Source organism: Cellulomonas sp. Marseille-Q8402, assembly GCF_965119525.1.
This window is the reverse complement of the sequence record NZ_CBCPLX010000001.1, coordinates 1,362,589-1,383,168: the sequence shown is the minus strand read 5'-3', so window position 1 is coordinate 1,383,168 and position 20,580 is coordinate 1,362,589. Positions and strand designations below refer to the sequence as shown.

19 protein-coding genes are annotated in these 20,580 nt (G+C 75.0%); 7 read left to right on the top strand and 12 right to left on the bottom strand.

The window, feature by feature from the left end:
• Positions 1-214 precede the first annotated feature (214 nt).
• Genes ACWPWW_RS06290 through ACWPWW_RS06275 form a run of 4 tightly spaced genes read left to right on the top strand, consistent with a single transcriptional unit; the run spans position 215 to position 3,031 of the window.
• Complete coding sequence (locus tag ACWPWW_RS06290) at positions 215-478, top strand: hypothetical protein (protein WP_454049480.1); 264 nt, start codon at positions 215-217, stop codon at positions 476-478.
• Complete coding sequence (locus ACWPWW_RS06285; protein WP_454049479.1) at positions 478-1,701, top strand: hypothetical protein; 1,224 nt, start codon at positions 478-480, stop codon at positions 1,699-1,701. Before ACWPWW_RS06290 ends, ACWPWW_RS06285 begins: the two co-directional genes overlap by 1 nt.
• Entirely contained in the window at positions 1,698-2,471 is a 774-nt protein-coding gene (locus ACWPWW_RS06280) for a hypothetical protein (RefSeq protein WP_454049478.1), read from the top strand. Before ACWPWW_RS06285 ends, ACWPWW_RS06280 begins: the two co-directional genes overlap by 4 nt.
• Before the next feature lie 29 nt (positions 2,472-2,500).
• Complete coding sequence (locus ACWPWW_RS06275; RefSeq protein WP_454049477.1) at positions 2,501-3,031, top strand: hypothetical protein; 531 nt, start codon at positions 2,501-2,503, stop codon at positions 3,029-3,031.
• Positions 3,032-3,063: 32 nt separating this feature from the next.
• Here ACWPWW_RS06275 and ACWPWW_RS06270 read toward each other — a convergent pair whose 3' ends face one another.
• The 6 genes from ACWPWW_RS06270 to ACWPWW_RS06245 all read right to left on the bottom strand — a co-directional run bounded on the left by ACWPWW_RS06270 (position 3,064) and on the right by ACWPWW_RS06245 (position 8,588).
• Positions 3,064-3,426: an META domain-containing protein gene (locus ACWPWW_RS06270; RefSeq protein ID WP_454049476.1), complete on the bottom strand. Its 363-nt coding sequence runs from the start codon at positions 3,424-3,426 to the stop codon at positions 3,064-3,066.
• 46 nt (positions 3,427-3,472) lie between these two features.
• The gene (locus ACWPWW_RS06265) at positions 3,473-4,507 is read right to left on the bottom strand and encodes an LLM class flavin-dependent oxidoreductase (protein ID WP_454049475.1); all 1,035 of its coding nucleotides are present in this window, start codon (positions 4,505-4,507) and stop codon (positions 3,473-3,475) included.
• Positions 4,508-4,572: 65 nt separating this feature from the next.
• A complete protein-coding gene (locus tag ACWPWW_RS06260) occupies positions 4,573-5,874 on the bottom strand; it encodes a Glu/Leu/Phe/Val family dehydrogenase (RefSeq protein ID WP_454049474.1) in 1,302 nt (433 codons plus the stop codon).
• A 133-nt stretch (positions 5,875-6,007) separates the two neighbouring features.
• Complete coding sequence (locus ACWPWW_RS06255; protein WP_454049473.1) at positions 6,008-6,988, bottom strand: M15 family metallopeptidase; 981 nt, start codon at positions 6,986-6,988, stop codon at positions 6,008-6,010.
• Positions 6,985-7,767 carry an aldo/keto reductase gene (locus ACWPWW_RS06250; RefSeq protein ID WP_454049472.1) on the bottom strand — a complete coding sequence of 261 codons (783 nt, stop codon included), beginning with the start codon at positions 7,765-7,767 and terminating at the stop codon, positions 6,985-6,987. The genes ACWPWW_RS06255 and ACWPWW_RS06250 overlap by 4 nt, the downstream gene beginning before the upstream one ends.
• A complete protein-coding gene (locus ACWPWW_RS06245) occupies positions 7,764-8,588 on the bottom strand; it encodes a helix-turn-helix domain-containing protein (RefSeq protein ID WP_454049471.1) in 825 nt (274 codons plus the stop codon). The genes ACWPWW_RS06250 and ACWPWW_RS06245 overlap by 4 nt, the downstream gene beginning before the upstream one ends.
• A 230-nt stretch (positions 8,589-8,818) precedes the next feature.
• Between ACWPWW_RS06245 and ACWPWW_RS06240 the strand changes: the two genes are divergently transcribed.
• Positions 8,819-12,088: a proline dehydrogenase family protein gene (locus ACWPWW_RS06240; protein ID WP_454049470.1), complete on the top strand. Its 3,270-nt coding sequence runs from the start codon at positions 8,819-8,821 to the stop codon at positions 12,086-12,088.
• Positions 12,089-12,210: 122 nt separating this feature from the next.
• Here the strand turns inward: ACWPWW_RS06240 and ACWPWW_RS06235 are convergent, their stop codons facing one another.
• The 5 genes from ACWPWW_RS06235 to ACWPWW_RS06215 all read right to left on the bottom strand — a co-directional run bounded on the left by ACWPWW_RS06235 (position 12,211) and on the right by ACWPWW_RS06215 (position 17,730).
• Positions 12,211-13,245: a LacI family DNA-binding transcriptional regulator gene (locus tag ACWPWW_RS06235; RefSeq protein WP_454049469.1), complete on the bottom strand. Its 1,035-nt coding sequence runs from the start codon at positions 13,243-13,245 to the stop codon at positions 12,211-12,213.
• An 89-nt stretch (positions 13,246-13,334) separates the two neighbouring features.
• Positions 13,335-14,255 carry a carbohydrate ABC transporter permease gene (locus ACWPWW_RS06230; protein WP_454049468.1) on the bottom strand — a complete coding sequence of 307 codons (921 nt, stop codon included), beginning with the start codon at positions 14,253-14,255 and terminating at the stop codon, positions 13,335-13,337.
• The gene (locus tag ACWPWW_RS06225; protein ID WP_454049467.1) at positions 14,252-15,349 is read right to left on the bottom strand and encodes a carbohydrate ABC transporter permease; all 1,098 of its coding nucleotides are present in this window, start codon (positions 15,347-15,349) and stop codon (positions 14,252-14,254) included. The genes ACWPWW_RS06230 and ACWPWW_RS06225 overlap by 4 nt, the downstream gene beginning before the upstream one ends.
• A 105-nt stretch (positions 15,350-15,454) precedes the next feature.
• Positions 15,455-16,720 carry an ABC transporter substrate-binding protein gene (locus ACWPWW_RS06220; RefSeq protein ID WP_454049466.1) on the bottom strand — a complete coding sequence of 422 codons (1,266 nt, stop codon included), beginning with the start codon at positions 16,718-16,720 and terminating at the stop codon, positions 15,455-15,457.
• Between the two features lie 503 nt (positions 16,721-17,223).
• A complete protein-coding gene (locus ACWPWW_RS06215; RefSeq protein WP_454049465.1) occupies positions 17,224-17,730 on the bottom strand; it encodes a DUF2505 domain-containing protein in 507 nt (168 codons plus the stop codon).
• Between the two features lie 125 nt (positions 17,731-17,855).
• Between ACWPWW_RS06215 and ACWPWW_RS06210 the strand changes: the two genes are divergently transcribed.
• Positions 17,856-19,340 carry a sensor histidine kinase gene (locus ACWPWW_RS06210; RefSeq protein WP_454049464.1) on the top strand — a complete coding sequence of 495 codons (1,485 nt, stop codon included), beginning with the start codon at positions 17,856-17,858 and terminating at the stop codon, positions 19,338-19,340.
• Positions 19,341-19,512: 172 nt separating this feature from the next.
• Here ACWPWW_RS06210 and ACWPWW_RS06205 read toward each other — a convergent pair whose 3' ends face one another.
• Complete coding sequence (locus tag ACWPWW_RS06205; protein WP_122151410.1) at positions 19,513-19,761, bottom strand: WhiB family transcriptional regulator; 249 nt, start codon at positions 19,759-19,761, stop codon at positions 19,513-19,515.
• Between the two features lie 376 nt (positions 19,762-20,137).
• Between ACWPWW_RS06205 and ACWPWW_RS06200 the strand changes: the two genes are divergently transcribed.
• Complete coding sequence (locus tag ACWPWW_RS06200; protein ID WP_454049463.1) at positions 20,138-20,572, top strand: hypothetical protein; 435 nt, start codon at positions 20,138-20,140, stop codon at positions 20,570-20,572.
• Positions 20,573-20,580: the final 8 nt, after the last annotated feature.

Here is a 20,580-nt window from a genome sequence, read left to right as displayed (position 1 = left end):
CTGAGTGGTGAGCGGACGGCGGTAACGTCGAGAGTTCAGCCGCATCATCCGACCGTCCGACATCCGTCGTCCGGTACGTGTGCTGCGCGCGCCGTGCCGTTGCGGGTGCTCTCCCAGGAGGCGACCGTGCGCTCGTCCGTCACCATCCTCGACCGCAGACGTGCGGCCCATCCTGACGGGCGCGTCCCCTCACCGGTCGTCGAGGGGGTGTCGCGTGGACCTCGTCGTTGAGCCCGCCGCCCTCGCGGAGGCCGGGACGGGACTGCGGTCTCTCGTCCACCAGGTGCCCGGCACACCCCGGTCGTCGGCGGGGTCGAGCGGCAGCCACAGCGTGGACGACGCGCTCGCGGACTTCCTGGCGTCGGCCGACGCCTCCCTGACGGACGCCGCCGACGCGCTCCACCACCTCGGCGAGGCGGCGGGCGACGCGGCCGACGCGTGGGTCGCCGTGGACCACGGGCTGCGGGTGGACGGCTGATGGCCTGGACGGACGACGACCCCGGCGCGGGTGACCTCGGGAACCTCCGGCACCTCGCCGGGAGGCTCGACGCCGCCACGAGGGAGCTGGCCGACGTGCAGTGGTACGTGCGCTCGCACACCAGCACGATCACCGACGCGGCGTGGGCGGGCGTCGCCGCGGACGCCTGGAGGCAGTCGGGGGACACCTGCGTCGAGAACCTGAGCCGGCTGGTCGAGAGGCTGGGGCTCGCAGGGGACGCGCTGACCACCTACGCCGAGCAGGTGGACGAGATCGCCGAGGAGGCCGAGCGTGAGCGTGCGCGGCGCCATGCCGCCGGCGTGGAGCTCTCGATGCGGCAGATCCAGCCGCGGGACATGGCCCCCTCCGCCCGCCGACGCTGGGACGACGCGCGCGACGACGCCCGGTCGGACGTGCGGATCGCGGGCCAGAGGCTCGAGGAGCTGGCCGACCGGCGGTCGGCCGCCGACCGGCAGGTCCGGGCCGAGCTCGACACCGTCCGGGTGGGCGACTGGGACGTGGCGGGACGGGTGGTGTCGCGGCGGCCTGGCGGGGCCGTGGCACGCCCGCTCGGGCTCCCCGAGGGTGCCCTTGCGTCGGGCCAGGTCGCGAAGGACGGTTGGCGGCTCGGCGCCAAGTCCGCGACCTACGCCCGCTACGTGCGCTCCGTGTACGCCCCCGTCGAGGGTCGCCCGCGAGCGACCCTGCGCATGCAGGCCCGGGCGGCGGGTGCGCTGAAGGAGTTCCGCTTCGGCAGGACCGGCGGAGGCGTGCTCGGGAAGGTGGTCGGGTCACGCGCCGCCGGGCTCGTGGGGAAGGCGTTCCTGCCGGTGACGATCGTGACCGGGCTCGTCGACGTCCGCACCGGGGGTGGGTACACGGGGGCACGAGGGTGGGCGACACGGGGGTTCGGCGCCGCCGGTGCCGCGGGCGCGGCCGGAGTCCTGCTGCTCTCGAACCCGGTGGGCATCACGGTCGCCGGTGCCGCGGTGCTGGCCTACGGGGCGTGGAGCCTGGGCAACCTCGTCTGGGACAACCGCGAGGCCATCGGCAGCTTCCTGACGTCCGCGCGCGACCGGGTGGTCGACGTCGCGGGCGAGGTGTGGGACCGCACCAGGGACGCGGCGGTGGACTGGGCGGGGAACCAGCTCGGCAAGGTGAGCGACGCGGTGTCCGACTTCGGCAAGGGCGCGCTGAGCGTGCTGTCGTTCGGGGCGCTGTGAACGCGCCGCAGCCGGCTCCGGTGGCCGTGCCGGTCGAGGTGCTGACCGACGAGGAGCTCGAGGTCCTGCGCGCCGGGCCGGGCGTCGTGATCCGGCCGCACCTCGACGCGCTGCCCGACGCCGAACGGGTGCCGGCGTGCCGCGCCGCGTACCGGTCTCTGCGCGCCCGGGGCGTCCTGGACCAGCCGACGGAGGAGGCGATCGCCGCGGCCGCCGGGCACGAGGCCGTCGAGGTCCAGGTCCGTGAGGACGTGCTGTCGGTCGTGGCGCTGCGTCAGGTCGCCCGGGCGGTGGTCTGCGTGGCCCGTAGCACCGCTCGCGGCCAGGACTTCTGGTACGCGCACGTCGTCGGCGAGGTCGTGCTGCTCGAGCAGGTCAGCGAGGACGGGTTCCACCGGTTCGCGCTCGCGGCCACCGAGGACCTCGGCGACCTGCTCGTCGGCGCCGCGGTTCACGCCGAGACCGGTGACGGCTGCGGGCCGGCGGTCACGGTGACCGACGTCGCGGAGCCACCGCCGGGGCTGATCGATCGCCTGGGCGCGGCGGCCTTGCGCGCCGACGTGGTCGTGCGCACCGCGACGGAGCCTGATCCGGTGCTGACCGGTGTGTTCACGGGGCCCGGTGGTGCCTGGCTCCTGACTGCCCGGTCGGGCAGCGCCGAGCCACCGACCGCGGTGCCGACCTCCCGCGCAGCGCTGGTCGCGCGGGTCCGTGCGCTGGCTGTCGAGGCGGTCGCGGCCGGAGCCCTCGTGGACGAGGGGGACCGGTGACGGGGCCGCATGGTGTGTACTTCCCGGACTTGAGATCGGCATCCCTGAAGAGGTGGCTGCTGTTCGCGGTGATCGGTGCTGTCGCGGTGAGCGTGCACGGCGCGGTGACCGACCCCGAGAACCGGGTGTTCGCGGTGCTCGCCCTTCCGTTGCTGGCGCTGTTCATGCTCGTCGTGACCTGGCGGTCGACGTGGGTGGACCCGGTGGCGGGGACGGTGACGTGGGTGCGGTGGCGGTGCTACCGGCGGTCGGCGTCGTTGGGTCCGGAGACGTCCGTGGACCTGGTGATGACCGGTGTGGGGACGTTGCTGGTGCGGGTGCGGTACCCGGGGAGTCGTCGGCGGTTGTACGTGCTGGTGCTGTCGTTGACGCAGTACGTGGAGCGCTCGCGCGAGCCGGAGCTGCTGCGGCTGCTGGCGGACACGCTGGAGCGGTGCGGCACGGGTGGCGGTGAGGTGCTGGTGCCGGTGCTGCGGGCGCAGGCCGAGCACGTCGAGGCGGGTGGCGACGTGCGATCGTCGCCGCTGGCCGCGTTCCCGATGATCGGAGGAGCCGCCTGATCCGGTTCGCCGCCGCCCGGGGTCTCCCGGCGTCAGACCTCGGCACCCTCGGCAGGGGCGGGCAGCAGGCGGCTGACCCGCCCCTCGCCGTCGGTCAGCAGCAGCGCCCCGTCCGCGACGGCCACGCCGACCGGCCCGCCGAGCAGGTCCAGCACCGCGCGCTCGCGCGCCATGTGCTCGGGCGTCCCCGCCATCAGCGTCGTCACCACCGGCCCGAACGTCAGCGTGCCGTCGGCGTAGGCCCACGTCCCGCGCAACCGGTTCACGCCGCCGGTGCCGTAGACCTGGCCGTCGCCGGAGAACGTCAGCGCCGGGTGCGCGCGCTCCGGTCCGTCGTCGAGCGCCACCCCGGCGACCTCGACGAACCGCCACGTGCGCCCGACCACCTCGTCCATGCCCCGATGGTGGCACGGCGGGTGCGGTCCGGCCACGGCCGGCGGGTCACCAGGCAGCGGCGAGGGCCTCCAGCGTCGCGATGCGGTCGGCGACGTCGTACGTGGTGGCGGTGACGATCAGCTCGTCGGCGCCGGTGCGCGCGACCAGCTCGCGCAGCCGCTCGGCCGCGCGGTCCGCCGTGGTGGCGACCTGGGTGCCGGCGACGCGGGAGAAGAACTCGCGCAGCTGGTCCGGGTCGATCGAGGCGAGCATCTGCTCGGCGGTCTCGGGCGTCTCGATCGGTGCGAGGGCGCCGCGGCTGCGCAGCAGCAGGGACATCACCTTGCTGGGACCGGCGAGCCACTCGGCGCGCTCGTCCGACTCGGCGACGATCACCGACGCCGACACCATCAGGTGCGGGGCGTCGAGCACGGCCGACGGGCGGAACGACGCGCGGTAGACCTCGGCGGCCTGCGTGGTGATGCCGGTGCCGAAGTGGTGCGCGTACGAGAACGGCAGCCCGAGCTCGCCGGCCAGCTGTGCGCTGAACGTGCTCGACCCGAGCAGCCACACCTCGGGCGTGCCGCCCGGCGCGGGCGTCGCGGTGAGCCGGGACGCGGCGGCGCTGGCCGCGCGGCCGGCGGGCAGCTGGCCGAGCAGGTGCAGCACGTCGAGCAGCTCGGCGGGGAAGTCCTCGGCGCCCAAGCCCTCGACGGTGCGGCGCAGGGCGGCGGCGGTCGCGGGGTCCGCGCCGGGCGCGCGTCCGATGCCCAGGTCGACGCGGCCGGGGTGCAGCGCCTCGAGCATGGCGAACTGCTCGGCGATCACCAGCGGCGGGTGGTTGGGCAGCATCACGCCGCCCGACCCGAGCCGGATCCGCTCGGTCGACGCGCCGAGGTGCGCGAGCAGCACGCCGGGCGAGGTGCTGGCCACGGCCGGCATCGAGTGGTGCTCGGCCACCCAGAACCGCCGGTAGCCGAGCGCGTCGGCGCGCCGGGCCAGGGCGGTGGAGTCGGCGAGCGCGTCGGCGCTGGTGCGTCCGGCGCCGACGGGGGCCAGGTCGAGGACGGACAGCGGGACGGGGTTCGGCTCGGTGCTCACACCTGCGCCAACGCGGCCGGGCCGGCCCTGCTTCCCGCCGGGGCCCGGCCGCGTCGCACGTCACATCACGGGTAGAGGCCGCGCAGCTGGTGCGCCTCGGCCACGCGCCGCACCCCGATCACCAGCGCCGCGTCCCGGAGCGTGATGCCGTCGGCGCGGGCCCGCTGCGCGACGGCCGCGTACGCGGAGCGCATCCGGTGCTCCAGGCGGTCCTCGATCTCCCGCTCGGTCCACCAGTACGCCTGGTTCGCCTGCACCCACTCGAAGTACGACACCACGACGCCCCCGGCGTTCGCGAGGATGTCCGGGACGACGACGACGCCGCGCTCGGCGAGCACGCGGTCGCCCGCGCTGGTCGTCGGGCCGTTGGCGCCCTCGACGACCCAGCGGGCCTTCACGGTGCGCGCGGTCTGCTCGTCCAGCACGTCCTCCGTCGCCGCGGGGATCAGCACGTCCACGTCGAGCGCGAGCAGGCCCGCGTTGTCGATCGGGTCGCCGCCGGGGAACCCGGCCACGGTGCCGGTCGTCGCGACGTGCGCGTGCAGCGCCGGGACGTCGAGGCCCGCGGGGTTGTGCACGCCGCCCTCGGCGTCGCTGACGGCCAGCACCCGGGCGCCGCCCTCGGCGAGGAACCGCGCGGCGTGCGAGCCCACCTTGCCGAAGCCCTGCACGGCGGCGGTCACCTCGGACAGCTCGACGCCCGCGTCGGCCAGGGCGGCTGCGGTCGCGTGCACCACGCCGCGGGAGGTCGCGGTCGCGCGCCCGAGGGAGCCGCCGACGGCGAGCGGCTTGCCGGTGACGACGGCGGGGATGGTGTACCCGGACGCGACCGAGTAGGTGTCCATCACCCAGCTCATCGTCTGCTCGGTGGTGCCGACGTCGGGCGCCATGATGTCCCGCTCGGGGCCGATGATCGGCATCACCTCGGAGGTGTAGCGCCGGGTCACGCGCTCAAGCTCCGGCGAGGAGTAGCCGCGCGGGTCGATGGCGACGCCGCCCTTCGCGCCGCCGTACGGCAGGTCGACGACGGCGCACTTCCAGGTCATCCACATCGCGAGCGCGCGCACCTCGTCGATGTCGACGCCCGGGGCGTAGCGCAGCCCGCCCTTGCCGGGACCGCGGGAGATGTTGTGCTGCACGCGGTAGCCGGCGAGCAGCTCGATCCGGCCGTCGTCCCGGCGCAGCGGCACGGCGACGTGCAGCTCGCGGCGTGGCGTGGCGAGCATCTGGTGCACCCCCTCGTCGAACCCGAGCAGGTCGACGGCGGACGACAGCTGCGCGAGCGCCGTCGTCAGGGGAGAGGTGCGCGGGGCCGTCGCGGGGGTGGGCGACGTGGCTGCTCCCGGCGCGGGGGCTGTGGCGGTCATGCAGGTGCCTCCTGGGCGTCCTCGCCGGCGGCCCGCGGGTGCGGCATCGTCGCCGTCCCTCGACCCGAGCCGCCGGGTCCGTCGCCACTGTGCCACAGCGGTGCTGCGGGCACCGGTCAGCCGGCCGGCCGGGTCAGGAGCTGCGGCCGGGACCGTACTCGAAGTGCCAGTACTCGGCGTAGGGCTGCCCCTGGCGGACCCGCGCGGGGGCGTACCAGCCGTAGGCGGGGCCGTTCGCGACCAGCCAGTCGTAGCGGGCCGTGCCGAACCCGTACGTGCCCGGCCACTCCTGCACGTCGAGCGCGGTGCCGAGCCCGTGCGACGACGTCCCGGGGGTGGCGGCGAGCCCGCCGAACGCCGCCTTCATCGCGACCTGGTCCTCGTACGAGCGGTAGGTGAGGTCCATGTCGAGCGGGGCGCCGAACTGCGCGGTGAACGCCGCGTTGAGCGCGGTGAGGCCGTCGGCGGCGTCGCACCGCAGGTACTGGGCGAACCCGAGCTGGTCGGTGCCCCAGGGCACCTGGCACATGCTGGACATCGGCATCCGGCCGTTGGACCCGTCGCCGTCCGCCGTGGGCACCGAGGTCACCCACAGGACGTTCCCCGCCGCGTCGACCGGGCGGCCGTCGACGTAGCCGGCGATGCCTGAGCGGGCGGTGCCGCCGGACGCGGGCGCGGACGCGGCCCGCTCGGCCGCCTCCTGCGCCTCCTGGGCCTCCTGCGCCTCCTGCTCAGCGGCGAGCCGGGCGGCCTCGGCCGCCTGCTCGGCCGCCACGCGGGCGGCCTCCGCCTCCGCGGCGCGCTGCTCCGCCAGTGCCCGGACCGTGTCGGACGCCCGGCGGGCCGCGTCCTGGTCGGCGGCCGTCCCGCGGTCCGCGAGGAAGTCGTCCTCGGCGCGGGCCAGGTCGGCGCTCAGGCCGATGGCCTCCGCCCGGCGCTCGTCCTGCGCGGCCCGCTCCCGCCCGGCGTGCAGCTGCACCCCGGCGACGGCCACGGCTGCGACCAGCAGGGCGCTCGTCGTCGCCGCGACCGCGAGCCGCGCGCGGCCGGCGCGGCGCGCCCGACGACCCGACGCGGCGCGCCGGGTCGTCGGGTGCTCGGCCGGACCCGTCACCTGCCGCCCAGCGCGTCGATCCGCGCGAGCTCGTCGGCCGACAGCGTGAAGTCGAGCGCCTTCAGGTTCTCGGCGATCCGCTCCGGGTTCACCGACTTCGGGATCACGACGATGCCGTGGTCGATGTGCCACCGCAGCACCACGTGCCGGGTGGTGACGCCGTGCGCCTCGGCGACCTCGGTGAGCACCGGGTCGTCCAGGTCGGTCCGCTTGAAGGCGCTGTAGCCCTCGATCTTCACGCCGCGCTCGGCGTGCTGGGCGACCAGGTCGGCGTCCCAGTCGGACGGGCTCCACGGGATCTGGTTCACGGCCGGCGCCTCGCCCGTCGCCGCGATCAGCTCGTCGATCTGCGCGATCGAGTAGTTGGAGACGCCGATCGACCGGGTGAGGCCCTCGTCGCGCGCGGCGATGAACTGCTCCCAGGTCGCGGGGGTCGCCTGCTTGTTCGGCGGCCAGTGGATCAGCCACAGGTTCAGGTGGTCGGTGCCGAGCTCGGCCAGCGACTCCATGAGGGTCTGCCGCTCGCGGCCCGCGTGGTCCGGCGGCAGCTTGGTGGTGAGGAACACGGCGTCGCGGTCCATGTCCCGCAGCGACAGCGCGCGGCCGACCTCGGCCTGGTTGCCGTAGCCGGTGGCGGTGTCGATGTGGGTGTAGCCGTGCTCGAGGGCGGCGACCACGGCGCGCTCGGCGTCACCGCCCTCCGCCTGCCACGTGCCGAGGCCCAGCAGCGGCATCTCGCCGCCGGGCAGGGTGATGGTGGGGATCTGGGGATGGGTCATGCGTCCATCGTTCCCCACGACGCCGTCCGCGGCCACGGCAGCGCGTCGCCACCGGTCGGGCCGGAGCGGGCGGCGCGGCGGAACTGCGCCGGCGTCTCCCCGGTGAGCCGCCCGAACGTCCGGGTGAACGACGCCTGGTCGTAGAACCCGGCGGCGGCGGCCACCTCGGCCAGCGGCAGGTCCGACCCGCCCAGCAGCGCCGCGGCGTGGTCGAGCCGCGCGCGGAGCACGTACTGCTGCGGGGACAGCGCGTAGACCCGGCGCACCCGGCGGTCGAGCGTGGAGGCGGAGCACCCCGCGGCCTCGGCCAGCTCGGCGACGGTCGGCGGGTCGGTGAGCCGGCCCTGCACGTACGCCGCCACCCGGGACAGCGCGGCGACGGTGGCCGCGTCGGCGTCGCCCGCGCGCAGGGCCTGCGAGATGCTCACGAGGCCGACCACGGCGCCCGCGTCGTCGCGGACCGGCTCCTTGGACGTGAGGTACCAGCCGGGCGCTCCGCCCGGGCGGCGGATCAGCTCGAGCTCGCGGTGCAGCGCCCGTCCCGTCTCGAGCACCTCCCGGTCCTGGGCGTCGTACCGCTCGGCCAGGTGCGGCAGGAACAGCTCGGCGGCGGTGCGGCCGACCACCGCGCGGCGCGAGCGCTCCGGCGTCCGGCGCACGAAGGCGTCGTTGACCACGACGTACCGGCCGGTGACGTCTTTCGCGCAGAACATCGTGCCGGTGAGGTCGTCGCACAGCCGGAGCAGGGCGGGCGTGAGGGCACGCAGCAGCGCGCCTGCCTCGGGGGAGGCGGCGCTCGGCAGGGGTGGACGGCGTTCCATGTCGGAGGCAGCGTAGGTGGTGCGCGTGACGGTCTCGTGTCACGGATCGCCCGCCCAGGTCCGGGCGATCGGTGCAAGACGCGTGCCGCACCGCTCGGGAAGGATCCCGCCATGACGACGACCGACCACCCGGCCCCCGCCCCGGGTCCGCCGCCCCCGATGCTCCCGCTGCGCCTGCTCGGCCCCACGACCGCCTGACCACCGACGCAGTCGCCCTGGCCCACCGGTGGATGGCGGCGACGGCCGCCGACGAGACACCCGCCGAGCGTCGCGCGACGGGCCGGCTCGCCGCCCTGGTCGCGGACCCCGCGGGCCTCGAGCTCGCCGTCCGGTTCGTGGACCGGGTCGCCCGGCCGCAGGACGTGCGCGTGGCCGCCGCGGAGCTCGCCGACCTCGGCCACCGCGCCGCCGACGCGGCCGGGTTCCTCGGCGTGGCGGACCGGGCGCTGCTGGGTCTCGGCGCCCGCGTCGCCCCGCTGCTGCCCGCCGCCGTCGTGCCGGCGGCGCGGATCCGGCTGCGGCAGCTGGTCGGGCACCTGGTCGCCGACGCCGGCCCCGGGCTCGGCCCGCACATCGCCGGCGCCCGCCGCGACGGGTTCCGGCTCAACCTCAACCTGCTGGGCGAGGCCGTGCTCGGCGAGGACGAGGCGAACCGCCGCCTGCAGCGCGTCGCGGAGCTGGTCGCCCGCCCCGACGTCGACTACGTCTCGGTCAAGGTCTCGGCCGTCGCCAGCCAGCTGTCCACCTGGGACACCGAGGGCAGCGTCCGCCGGGTCGTGCAGCGGCTGCGCCCGCTGTACCGGACCGCCGCCGAGCACGGCACCTTCCTCAACCTGGACATGGAGGAGTACCGCGACCTCGCGCTGACCGTGCGGGTGTTCGACGAGCTGGTGTCCGACCTCGCCGTCCAGGGCCACGAGTTCGGCATCGTCCTGCAGGCCTACCTGCCCGACACCTCCGACGCCCTCGACGCGGTCACCGCCATCGCCCGTCGCCGTGTCGAGGCGGGCGGCGCCCGGCTCAAGGTGCGCCTGGTCAAGGGCGCCAACCTCGCGATGGAGCAGGTCGAGGCCGAGCTGCACGGCTGGGCCCAGGCGCCCTACGCCGGCAAGCCCGACGTCGACGCGCACTACGTCCGGCTGGTGCGCCGGGCGCTCGCGGCCGACCGCACCGACGCGCTGCGGGTGGGCGTCGCCAGCCACAACCTGTTCCACGTCGCGTACGCCCACCTGCTGGCGGGGGAGCGGGGCGTGGCCGAGGCGCTCGACATCGAGATGCTGCAGGGCATGGCGCCCGCGCAGGCGCGCGCGGTGCAGCGCGAGGTCGGCCAGGTGCTGCTCTACACCCCGGTGGTCGCGAAGCAGGACTTCGACGTCGCGATCTCCTACCTGGTGCGCCGCCTGGAGGAGAACTCCGCGCACCAGAACTTCCTGCACGCGCTGTTCGCCGAGTCCGGGGCCGACCTGGCCGAGGTGGACCGCGGCATCGGCGGGCAGGAGCAGGCGTTCCTCGCCTCGGTGGCCGGGGCGGACACGGTCCCGACCGGGCGCCGCCGGCTGCCGCGCGCCGAGTCGGACGCCGCGGCGGGTCCCGTCGCCCCCGGGGCGTTCCGCAACGCGGCCGACACCGACCCCGCCGTCGCCGAGTCCCGGGAGTGGGCCGCGCGCCTGGTCGCCGAGGACGTCGAGCCGCCGGCCGGCGCCGTCGAGGTCGCCACCACCGAGGAGGTCGACGCGGTCGTCGCCCGGGCCGCGGGTGCCGCCGCCGCCTGGTCGGCCCGCCCGCCGGCCGAGCGCGCCGCCGTCCTGCGCCGCGCCGCCGACGAGCTCGAGGCCGTCCGTGGCGACCTCGTCGCGACGATGGTGCACGAGGGCGGCAAGACCGTCGCCGAGGCGGATCCCGAGGTCAGCGAGGCCGTCGACTTCGCCCGGTACTACGCCGACCGCGCCGACGAGCTCGCCGACGGCACGGTGCCGGGCGCGCGGTTCCGCCCGCACGGCGTCACGGTGGTCACGCCGCCGTGGAACTTCCCGGTCGCCATCCCCGTCGGCTCGATGCTGGCGGCGCTCGCGGCCGGCTCGCCGGTGCTGATCAAGCCGGCGCCGCAGACGCCCCGCAGCGTGCGGGTGGCCGGGGCCGCGATCCAGCGGGCGCTCGACGCCGCGGGCGTCACCGAGCCCGCGCTGCAGGTCGTGCTGTCGCCGGAGGGCGAGGTCGGCCGGCGGCTCGTCACGCACCCGGACGTCGCGCGGGTCGTGCTCACCGGCTCGCTGGAGACCGCGCAGCTGTTCGCCGGGTGGCGCCCCGACCTGGACGTGCTCGCCGAGACCTCCGGGAAGAACGCGCTGATCATCACCCCGTCCGCGGACGTGGACCTGGCGGTGGCGGACCTGGTCCGGTCGGCGTTCGGGCACGCGGGCCAGAAGTGCTCCGCCGCGTCGCTGGCGATCCTGGTCGGGTCGGCCGGCACGTCCGACCGGCTCCGCCGGCAGCTGGCCGACGCCGTCACGTCGCTGCGCGTCGGCTGGTCCGACGACCTCGGCACCACGATGGGCCCGCTCGTCGAGCCCGCGTCCGGCAAGCTGCTCCGCGCGCTCACCACCCTGGACGAGGGCGAGGGCTGGCTGGTGCGGCCGCGGCAGCTCGACGAGGAGGGCCGGCTCTGGACGCCCGGCGTGAAGCACGGCGTCCGGCCCGGCTCGTGGTTCCACCTGACCGAGTGCTTCGGCCCGGTGCTCGGCGTGATCCGCGTCGACACCCTGGACGAGGCGATCGCGGTGCAGAACGCGGTGGCGCTCGGCCTGACCGGCGGCCTGCACTCGCTCGACGAGGCCGAGATCCAGCACTGGCTGGACCGGGTCGAGGTGGGCAACGCCTACGTCAACCGGCACATCACCGGCGCCGTGGTGCAGCGGCAGCCGTTCGGCGGCTGGAAGGCGTCCGTCGTCGGGCCCGGCGCCAAGGCGGGCGGGCCGTCCTACGTCGCCCAGCTCGGCACCTGGTCGGACGACGCCGACGTCGCGGCCCTCGACGACGACGCCTGGGTCGCGTGGGCGCAGCAGGACGACGCACGGTGGTGGGGCTCCGAGTTCGGCGTGAGCCACGACCCCTCCGGGCTCGCGGCCGAGGAGAACACGCTGCGCTACCGGCCGGTCCCGCACCTGACGGTCCGGGTCGGCGCGGACGCGGCGGAGCGGGACGTGCGCCGCGTGCTGTCGGCCGCGCGGACGGCCGGGGTCCCGGTGACCGTCAGCCGCGCGGCGGACGAGCCCGACGCGGCGTTCGCCTCGCGGGTCGCCGGCGGGGAGGTCACCGGCCGGGTCCGGGTCGTGGGCAGCGCCCCCGGCCTGCGGGCCGCGGCCGTCGCCCGCACCGGCGAGGTCACGGTGCTCGACGCGCCCGTGGTGGCCAGCGGGCGGCGGGAGCTCCTCACCGTGCTGCGCGAGCAGGCGGTCAGCCGCACCCGCCACCGGTTCGGGCACATCGACCCGACGCGCTGACGGGTCCCGCGGGGTCGAGGGTGCGCGGGGAGGCCGAGGGGTGCGCCCCTCGGCCTCGTGCAGGACCCTCGACCTCCTGCGGGCGCCCGTTCGCGCGGGCGCCGGTTCGCGCGGGCGCCGGTTCAGGCGGAGCCGCGGACGACCAGCTCCGGCTCGAAGATCTGCGGCTCGTGCCGGGCGGGGCGGCCCTGGAGCTGCGCGACCAGCTCCTCGCCCGCCGCCCGTGCCATCGCGATCACCGGCTGCGTCACCGTCGTGAGGTTCGGCTTGGTGGTCGTCGCCAGGCCGGAGTTGTCGTACCCGACGACGGCGACGTCGCCCGGCACCTCGCGGCCGTGCTCCGCGAGCACCGGCAGCGCGCCGGCGGCCATCAGGTCGGAGGCGATGAAGATCGCGTCGACGTCCGGGTGCCGCGCGAGGAGCTCGCGCGCCGCGACGGCACCGCCGTCGACGGTGAAGTCGCCGTGCACGACGGCGTCGGCCGGCAGCCCGGCGTCGCCGAGCGCCGCCCGCCACCCGGCGAGGCGGTCGATGCCGGCGGACATGTCGGCCGGGCCCGCGATGGTGCCGATCCGGCGCCGCCCCGAGGCGATCAGGTGCTCCGTGGCGATCCGCCCGCCGAGCAGGTTGTCGGTGTCGACCACCGCGGCGTCCTCGCCGCCGGCGAGGGGCCGGCCGATGAACACGGTCGGCACCCTCGAGCCCTGCAGCGCCCGGTCGATGGCGTCGTCGCGGTGGTGCGACACCACGATCGCGCCGTCGACGTGCCCGGCGCGCAGGTAGCGGGCGGTGCGCTCGGACTCGCCGGGCCGGGCGATGACCAGCAGCAGCTGCAGGTCCGACTGCGCGAGCGGTGTCGCGACGCCGTTCAGCACACCGGCGAAGAACGGGTCCGACAGCACGCGCTCGTCCGGCTCCGGGACCACCAGGGCGACGGAGTCCGTGCGCCGGGTCACCAGGGAGCGGGCGGCGCGGTTCGGGGTGTACCCGAGGTCGGCCACGGCTGCGGCGACGGACTCCATCGCCTCGGGCGAGACGCGCAGCCCGCCGTTGATCGCGCGGGAGGCGGTGGACCGGGAGACGCCGGCGCGCTCGGCGACCTGCTCCAGCGTGGGGACCGGGTGGGTGGCCGACGGGATGGCTGACTGGTCGACCACGGTCGATCGCCCCCTCGGGTCAGGTGTGGGTGGCGGGCGCGCCCTGCGCGGGGACCCGGGAACGGGGCCCCCGCGCGGAAGCGTAGCGGTCAGCCCTTGACGGCCCCGGCCATGATCCCCGCCACCAGCTGGCGGCCGGCGACGACGAACAGGAGCAGGAGCGGGATGATCGAGAGCACGACCCCCGCCATGATCAGCGGCAGGTCCTGGAAGAACCCGGCCTGCAGCAGCTTCAGCGCCACCGGCAGCGTGGGGTTCTGCGTACCGAGCACGATCGACGGCCAGAAGAAGTTCGTCCACGACGTGATGAAGGTGAACAGCGCCAGCATCGCCGCGGCGGGCCGGGCGGCGGGCAGCGCGATGGACCAGAACGTCCGGAACATCGACGCGCCGTCGACGCGGGCGGCCTCGATCAGCTCGTACGGCAGGGCGGAGTCGAGGTACTGCGTCATCCAGAACACGCCGAACGCGGTGACCAGCGCCGGGAGGATGACCGCCAGCAGGTTGCCGGTCAGCCCGAGCTCCCGCATGACGATGTAGAGCGGCACGACGCCGAGCTGGGTGGGGACGGCCATCGTCGCGATCACGAAGACGAGCAGCGGCCCCCGGCCCCGGAACCGCAGCTTGGAGAACGAGTAGCCGGCCAGCGTCGAGAAGAACACCACGGAGGCGCTCGTCACGACGGCGACGACCAGCGAGTTGCCCGTCGCCCGCACCAGGTCGATGTCGGCGTCGAACACGCGCTGCAGGTTGGTGAGCAGCTCGCCGCCCGGCAGCAGGCCCGGGAACGGGTTCTGCGCGATGGTGGCGGACGTCGAGGACGCCAGCTGCAGCGTGTAGTACAGCGGGTAGGCCGAGATCAGCACGAACGCGACCAGGACGACGTAGGTCACCCAGCCCGGACGACGGTCGGCGCCGCCCGCGTTGCCACGCCCGCGACGGCGCGCGGCGGCACGTGCCGCGCCCTTGCCGGCGGTCTGCTCGATGACGGGGAGGGACGGGGCGCTCATCGGGGGTCCACCTCGATCGGGGCTGCGGCGGGCACCGCGGCGTCGGCTGTCTGGGTGATCCGCCGCGTCAGGTCGCGACCCGCGCGGCGCTGCCGGCGGCGGGCGGCCTTCGCGCTGCGGCTGAGGTCGTCGGCCGAGGCGATCCGCCGGGTCAGCAGGTTGTTGACCAGCGCGAAGACGATGATGATGAGGAACAGCAGCCAGGCGACCGCCGCCGCGCGTCCGAGCTGCTGCTTGTTCCAGCCCAGCTCGTACAGGTAGAGCGTCACGGTCTTCCACTGCCCGTTGTTCCCGCCCAGGCCGGTCGCGTCGTACATGCGCGGCTCGTCGAAGATCTGCAGGCCGCCGATGGTCGACGTCAGGATGACGAAGATCATCGTGGGCCGGACCATCGGGACGGTGATCGAGAAGAACTGCCGCAGCCGGTTCGCGCCGTCGAGCGTGGCCGCCTCGTACATGTCGCGGGGGATGGCCTGCATCGCGGCGAGCAGGATCAGCGCGTTGTAGCCGGTCCAGCGGAAGTTCACCATCGAGGAGATGGCGACGTGGGAGGCGAACGCGTCCTTGTGCCAGCCGATGCGGTCGATGCCGATCTGGCCGAGCAGCGTGTTGATCATGCCCGAGCCGTCGGCGAACATCTGCGAGAACACCAGGCCGACCGCCACCGGGGCGACGACGTAGGGCAGCAGCACGCCCATCCGCCAGAACGTCTTCGCGCGCAGGTTGGCGTCGAGCATCGCCGCGATCACCAGGGCCGCGATCACCTGCGGCACCGTCGACAGCAGGAAGATGCTCAGGGTGTTGCGCAGCGCCTTCCAGAAGAAGGTCTGGCCGAGCACGAAGGTGAAGTTGTCGAACCCGACGAACTCGCCCTTCCCGCCGATCAGGCTCCACTCGTGCAGGGAGACCCAGCCGGTGTAGATCAGGGGGAACAGGCCGACGACCGCGAACAGCAGGAAGAACGGCGAGATGTACAGGTAGGGGGAGACCCGCACGTCCCAGCGGCCCAGCGTCTGCTTGAAGCCGATCTTGCGGGGCGGGCGGTCGTCGCTGCGCGGTTCCGCGCCCCTCGGGGGCGCCGTCTGGGTGGCCATGGAGATCCTTCGTGCGGGCGGGACGGGTCGTGCGGAGCAGGCGGCGGTCGGTGCCGCGCGCGGGCCGGGCCGCCGGGGTGCTCCCGACGGCCCGGCCCGGTCAGGTCAGCCGATCGCGGCGACCGCGTCCTCGAAGCCCGTCCAGGACTCGTCGGGCGTCATCGACTTGTCGACGTCGACGCGGTTGAACGCGTCGGACAGGCCGGTGCGGATCGTGAAGTAGTTCTCGCCCTTGAACGGCTGGGTCGAGATGCCGGCGGAGCGGTCGGTGTAGATCGCGCCGGACGGGGCGTCGTTGAAGAACTCGCGGGTCATCCCCTGGAGCTCCTCGGACTGCTGCGCCTCGATCTGGCTCGGGAAGTTGCCGTTGACCGCGAACGCCTTGAGCTGCTGCTCGGGGGCGGTCAGCCAGTCGGCGAGGGCCTTGGCCTCCTCCGGGTGCTCCGACATGGTCGGGACCGTGAGGAACGAGCCGCCCCAGTTGCCGCCGCCGCCGGGGAAGACGTTGGCGATGTCCCAGCCCTCGACGCCGGCCGCGTTGCCCTCGATGTTGCCGAGGAACCAGGCCGGGGCCAGCGCGACCGCGAAGCCGTTGCTCTGGAACGCGTTGGTCCAGTCGGTCTCCCACTGCTTGAGACCGGCGGACTGGTCGGCGTGCGACAGGATCGTGTCGTACATGTCGCGGATCTCGGGGTTGTCGAGCGCGGTGATCTCACCGGAGTCGGGGTCCTCGAAGGGCGCCTCGATCTGGTTGATCATGCCCTGGGCGACGGCGTCGGCGGAGTCGAAGAACGCCGGGCCGGTGCCCGCGGCCATGAACTGGTCGCCGACCGCGAAGAAGTCGTCCCACGTGGCGTCCTCGCCGCCGAACAGCGCGGCGACCTCCTCGCGGTCCGTCGGCAGGCCGGCGGCGGCGAACAGGTCGGCGCGGTAGGCGATCGCCTCGGGGCCGATGTCGGTGGGGTAGCCGAGCAGCGCGCCGTCCTGCGAGGTCGCCTGGTCCAGCGTCCACTGGTTCCAGCGGCCGTCGACCGAGTCGCTGGTCAGGTCCACGAACTGGTCGGAGTACTGGATGATCTGCGGCATCCAGTCGACCTCGACGCCCACGACGTCCGCGAGCCCGGAGCCGGCGCCGAGCGCGGTCTGGAACTGCTCCTTGGCGTCGTCCGACTTGCCGAACTTGTTGTGCTCGATCGTGATCTCCGGGTGGAGCTCCTGGTACTCCTCCAGGAGGTCCTCGTACCCGAACTGGTTGAACGTCGAGATGGTCAGCGTGACGTCGCCGCCCTCCTCGCCGCCGCCAGCGGTGTCGTCGCCCGAACCGCCACCGCAAGCCGTCGCGAGCAGGGCCACGCCCGTCGCTCCGGCCACGGCCACCCACGTCTTCCGCGTGCTCCTGCGCACTGTGACTCCCTCGTCAGCGGGCGGCTCCCTCGCCGCCTCCATGGGGACGCCGGCATCGGCGTCCGTCGTGGAAGCGTTCCCAGATCGAGCTGCGGGAGCGCTTCCACGCCTGTCCCGCACCTTCCCCGGACGGGGTGAGGGAAGTCAAGCCGCGGGACGCGCGAACGGGTGTGGAAGCGATCCCATGACTACGTCGTCGCAGGTCAGCGGCCTGCGCGGCGCGTGCGCGTTACGGAATCGTTACTCCGGTCCGCCCGCTGGCCCGCCCGTTCGCGCAGGTCGTGCTCGGAGCGTCGGGCCCGTGGCCAGCCCGTCCGTCCACGTCATGCGTCGTGGGCGGACCTGCGACGCGGCGCGTCCGTCCACGTCGTGCGTCGCGGGCGGACCCGCGGCGCGGCCCGTCCGTGCACGTCATGCGTCGCGGGCGGCCCCGCGGCGCGGCCCGTCCGTCGGCGCACGTCCTGGCGGTGTCAGGACCGCGGCGCGCCGGCGACCCACTCGCGGGCGACGGCCTCCTCGGACTGCAGCGCGCCGCGGACCGCCTTGGCGGCGGCCTCCTCGACCGCCGCGCCGAACAGCGGCACGTGGGCCTTGAGCTCGCCGTCGTAGGTGATGCCCGACCCCTCGCCCGTCGCGGTGAGCGCGACCGTGCCCGTGAGGCGGACGGGGGCGCCGGCGATCTCGACCGCGACCGTGCCCGTGCGTGTGCCGTCCTCGGCCGGGGGCTCCCAGGCCTCCACCTGGCGCACCTCGAGGCGCGAGCCCACGAACGCGCGCACGTTCGGCGGGATCTGGTCGGTCGGCAGCGAGCGGCGGGTGGTCACGGTGAACGCGCCGTCCTCGCCCGGGGCCACGTCGACGTGCTGCTCCTCCGCGCCGCTCGCGCGGACCTTCGCCCGGACGTACTCCGGGTCGGCCAGCATGACCCCGGCGGTGCGGGGGTCGGTGGGGACGGGGACGGTGACCTGCAGGTGCACGACGACGGGTCCTTCCGAGGTGCGCGGGTGGTGCGGACGGCTGAGCCGAGGGTATGCCGAGGGTATCGGTGCGGACCCACGCGCGCGCCGCGAGGCGCTCGCGCGCGAGCACTTACGCTGGTCCGGTGTCCACCCTGAGCGAGCTCGCGCAGCGCCACGCCCACCTCGACGCCGCGGACCTCGAGTGGCTGCACCTGCTGGTCGGCGACTGGCAGGTCATCTCCGACCTGGCGTTCGCCGACCTGGTGCTGTGGCTGCCGACCGACGACGACGACTTCGTCGCGATCGCGCAGTGCCGGCCCAGCACGGGAGCGACGGTGCACTACGACGACGTCGTCGGCTCGCGCCCGCCTGAGGGGCAGCGGCCGCAGCTCGAGCGCTCCCTCACCGAGGTCCGCGCGCAGCGGTCCCGGGAGCCGCGCTGGTTCGGGTCGTACGCGGTGCGCGAGGAGGCCGTGCCGGTCGTCCGGGACGGGCGCGCGATCGCCGTCATCGCCCGGCAGACCAACCTCGGTGGAGCCCGCACGCCCAGCCGGCTCGAGCTCAACTACGTCGAGGCCGCCGACGACATGATGGCGATGATCGCGCGCGGTGAGTTCCCGCTGCCCAACGCCGCCACCGGTCCGCGCCGCGGCGCCCCGCGCGTCGGCGACGGGCTGGTCCGCCTCAACTCCGAGGGCGAGGTGCTGTACGCCAGCCCCAACGCCCTGTCCTGCTTCCACCGGCTCGGCGCGATGGACGACCTGGTCGGCCGCTCGCTGGTCGAGGTCGTCGCGGACCTGGTCGAGCAGAAGTCGACGGTCGACGAGTCCATGCCGCTCGTGCTCATGGGCCGCGCGCCGTGGCGCACCGACATCGAGGCGCACGGCGTCGCGCTGTCCCTGCGCGCCGTGCCGCTCACCGAGGAGCGGGAGCGGATCGGCGCCGTGCTGCTGTGCCGCGACGTGTCCGAGCTGCGGCGGCGCGAGCGCGAGCTGATCACCAAGGACGCGACGATCCGCGAGATCCACCACCGCGTGAAGAACAACCTGCAGACCGTCGCCGCGCTGCTGCGGCTGCAGGCGCGCCGGATGAGCTCGCCCGAGGCGCGCGCCGCCCTCGAGGAGGCCATGCGCCGGGTCGCCACCATCGCGCTCGTGCACGAGACGCTGTCCCAGACGCTCGACGAGACCGTCGTGTTCGACGACCTGGTCGGCCGGTCCCTGCGGCTCGCGGCCGACGTGGCGTCGGCCGGGGGATCGGTGCGCACCGTGGTCCGCGGCGCGTTCGGCCCCGTCTCCGCGGAGGACGCCACCGCGCTGGCCCTCGTGCTGACCGAGCTCGTGACCAACGCCGTCGAGCACGGGCTCGCCGGCCGCGACTCCGGGACCGTCGAGGTCACCGCCGAGCGCCTCGAGGACGACCTCACCGTGATCGTCGCCGACGACGGCGCCGGCATCCCCGCCGACGCGGGCGCCGGCACGGGCCTCGGCACGCAGATCGTCTCGACGCTGGTCACCAACGAGCTGCGCGGGTCGATCACGTGGTCCCCGCGCGAGGGTGGCGGCACGGAGGTCGTGCTCACCGCGACCCTGCGCGCCGCCGGCCGCGAGGCCGCCACCGTCGCGTAACCCGCACCCGCGCGGCCAGCGTGTCGAGACTGCGAGGGTTGCGGGGTTCCGCGGGCACCAACCCCGCAGTCCCCGCAGTCTCGCCGCAGGTCCGGTCCTGCGGGTCCGGAGACGCAGCGACGCCCGCCTGCCCCGGGGGGCAGGCGGGCGTCGTGGAGTGCGCGGCGAGCGGTCAGCCGGCGCGGCGCTGGCGGGCGGTGCGGCGCTTGAGCGCGCGGCGCTCGTCCTCGGAGAGGCCGCCCCAGACGCCGGCGTCCTGGCCGGACTCGAGCGCCCACTTGAGGCAGGTGTCGACGACGTCGCAGCGGCGGCACACGGCCTTGGCCTCCTCGATCTGCAGCAGGGCCGGGCCCGTGTTGCCGATCGGGAAGAACAGCTCCGGGTCCTCGGTCAGACATGCAGCGCGGTGGCGCCAATCCATCGGAAACTCCTCAGCACAGGGGCGAGCCACGACCAGGGGGCTGGGTGGCAGGGCGCAGATGCACACGTCGACGCACGAAGACTCGCGGGGGGCGTGAGCGTCGGCGCTCGGGGGATTCGAACTGCTGAGTACAAGATTCACATGGGGCCCGGAGGGCGCACAAGGGGTTACGCGCAGGTTTCTCGCGCGTAACGGCTGAGGCGTCGGTCACATCGATGTGGATCCTGGACGCCCACGCGCACCGTACTCCCGGAGCGGCCCCGCGCGCCAACTCCGCCCGGTCTGCGGGACGTTCGTCCCTGTCGCGCAGCGGCCGAGGCCGGGACCTGCGAGGACGCGCCGCGGATTCACCCGCGGCGCGCGTAGGGTCACCACCGTGAGCGGATCCAGCGCGCCCCGGCCGTCGTCCTCGACCCCCTCCGGCCCGCCCGGAGCGGCGCCCACCTCGGTGCGGGTGCTGACGGTGCTCGTCCTCGTGCAGGCGCTCGCCCTGGTGGCGGCCGCCGTGGCGCTGGTCGTCGGGCTGGCGCGGGGCACCTCGATGCCCGGTCCGGTGCTGTTCCTCGTGGTGCTCGCGCTCGGCATGGCCGCGCTGCTGGCCGGCGCGGGCCGGGCCCTGCTGCAGGGGCGCCGGTGGGGCCGGGCGCCGGTGATGACGGTGCAGATCCTGCTGGTCGTGCTGGCGGTGGGCTGGCTGGGCGTCGAGGTCGCCGCCTGGTCGGTCGGCGTGCTGGTCCTGGCCGTGCTGACCGGCGCCCTGCTGCTGGTGCCGGCCGTCGTCACCTGGACCACGGCCGACGCGCCGAGGTAGCGCCCCCG

Coding starts and splice junctions, on each gene's coding strand:
- ACWPWW_RS06285 (WP_454049479.1), top strand. CDS start 478: ATGGCCTGGACGGACGACGACCCCGGCGCGGGTGACCTCGGGAACCTC.
- ACWPWW_RS06270 (WP_454049476.1), bottom strand. CDS start 3,426: ATGGACGAGGTGGTCGGGCGCACGTGGCGGTTCGTCGAGGTCGCCGGG.
- ACWPWW_RS06260 (WP_454049474.1), bottom strand. CDS start 5,874: ATGACCGCCACAGCCCCCGCGCCGGGAGCAGCCACGTCGCCCACCCCC.
- ACWPWW_RS06250 (WP_454049472.1), bottom strand. CDS start 7,767: ATGACCCATCCCCAGATCCCCACCATCACCCTGCCCGGCGGCGAGATG.
- ACWPWW_RS06245 (WP_454049471.1), bottom strand. CDS start 8,588: ATGGAACGCCGTCCACCCCTGCCGAGCGCCGCCTCCCCCGAGGCAGGC.
- ACWPWW_RS06240 (WP_454049470.1), top strand. CDS start 8,819: ATGGCGGCGACGGCCGCCGACGAGACACCCGCCGAGCGTCGCGCGACG.
- ACWPWW_RS06230 (WP_454049468.1), bottom strand. CDS start 14,255: ATGAGCGCCCCGTCCCTCCCCGTCATCGAGCAGACCGCCGGCAAGGGC.
- ACWPWW_RS06225 (WP_454049467.1), bottom strand. CDS start 15,349: ATGGCCACCCAGACGGCGCCCCCGAGGGGCGCGGAACCGCGCAGCGAC.
- ACWPWW_RS06205 (WP_122151410.1), bottom strand. CDS start 19,761: ATGGATTGGCGCCACCGCGCTGCATGTCTGACCGAGGACCCGGAGCTG.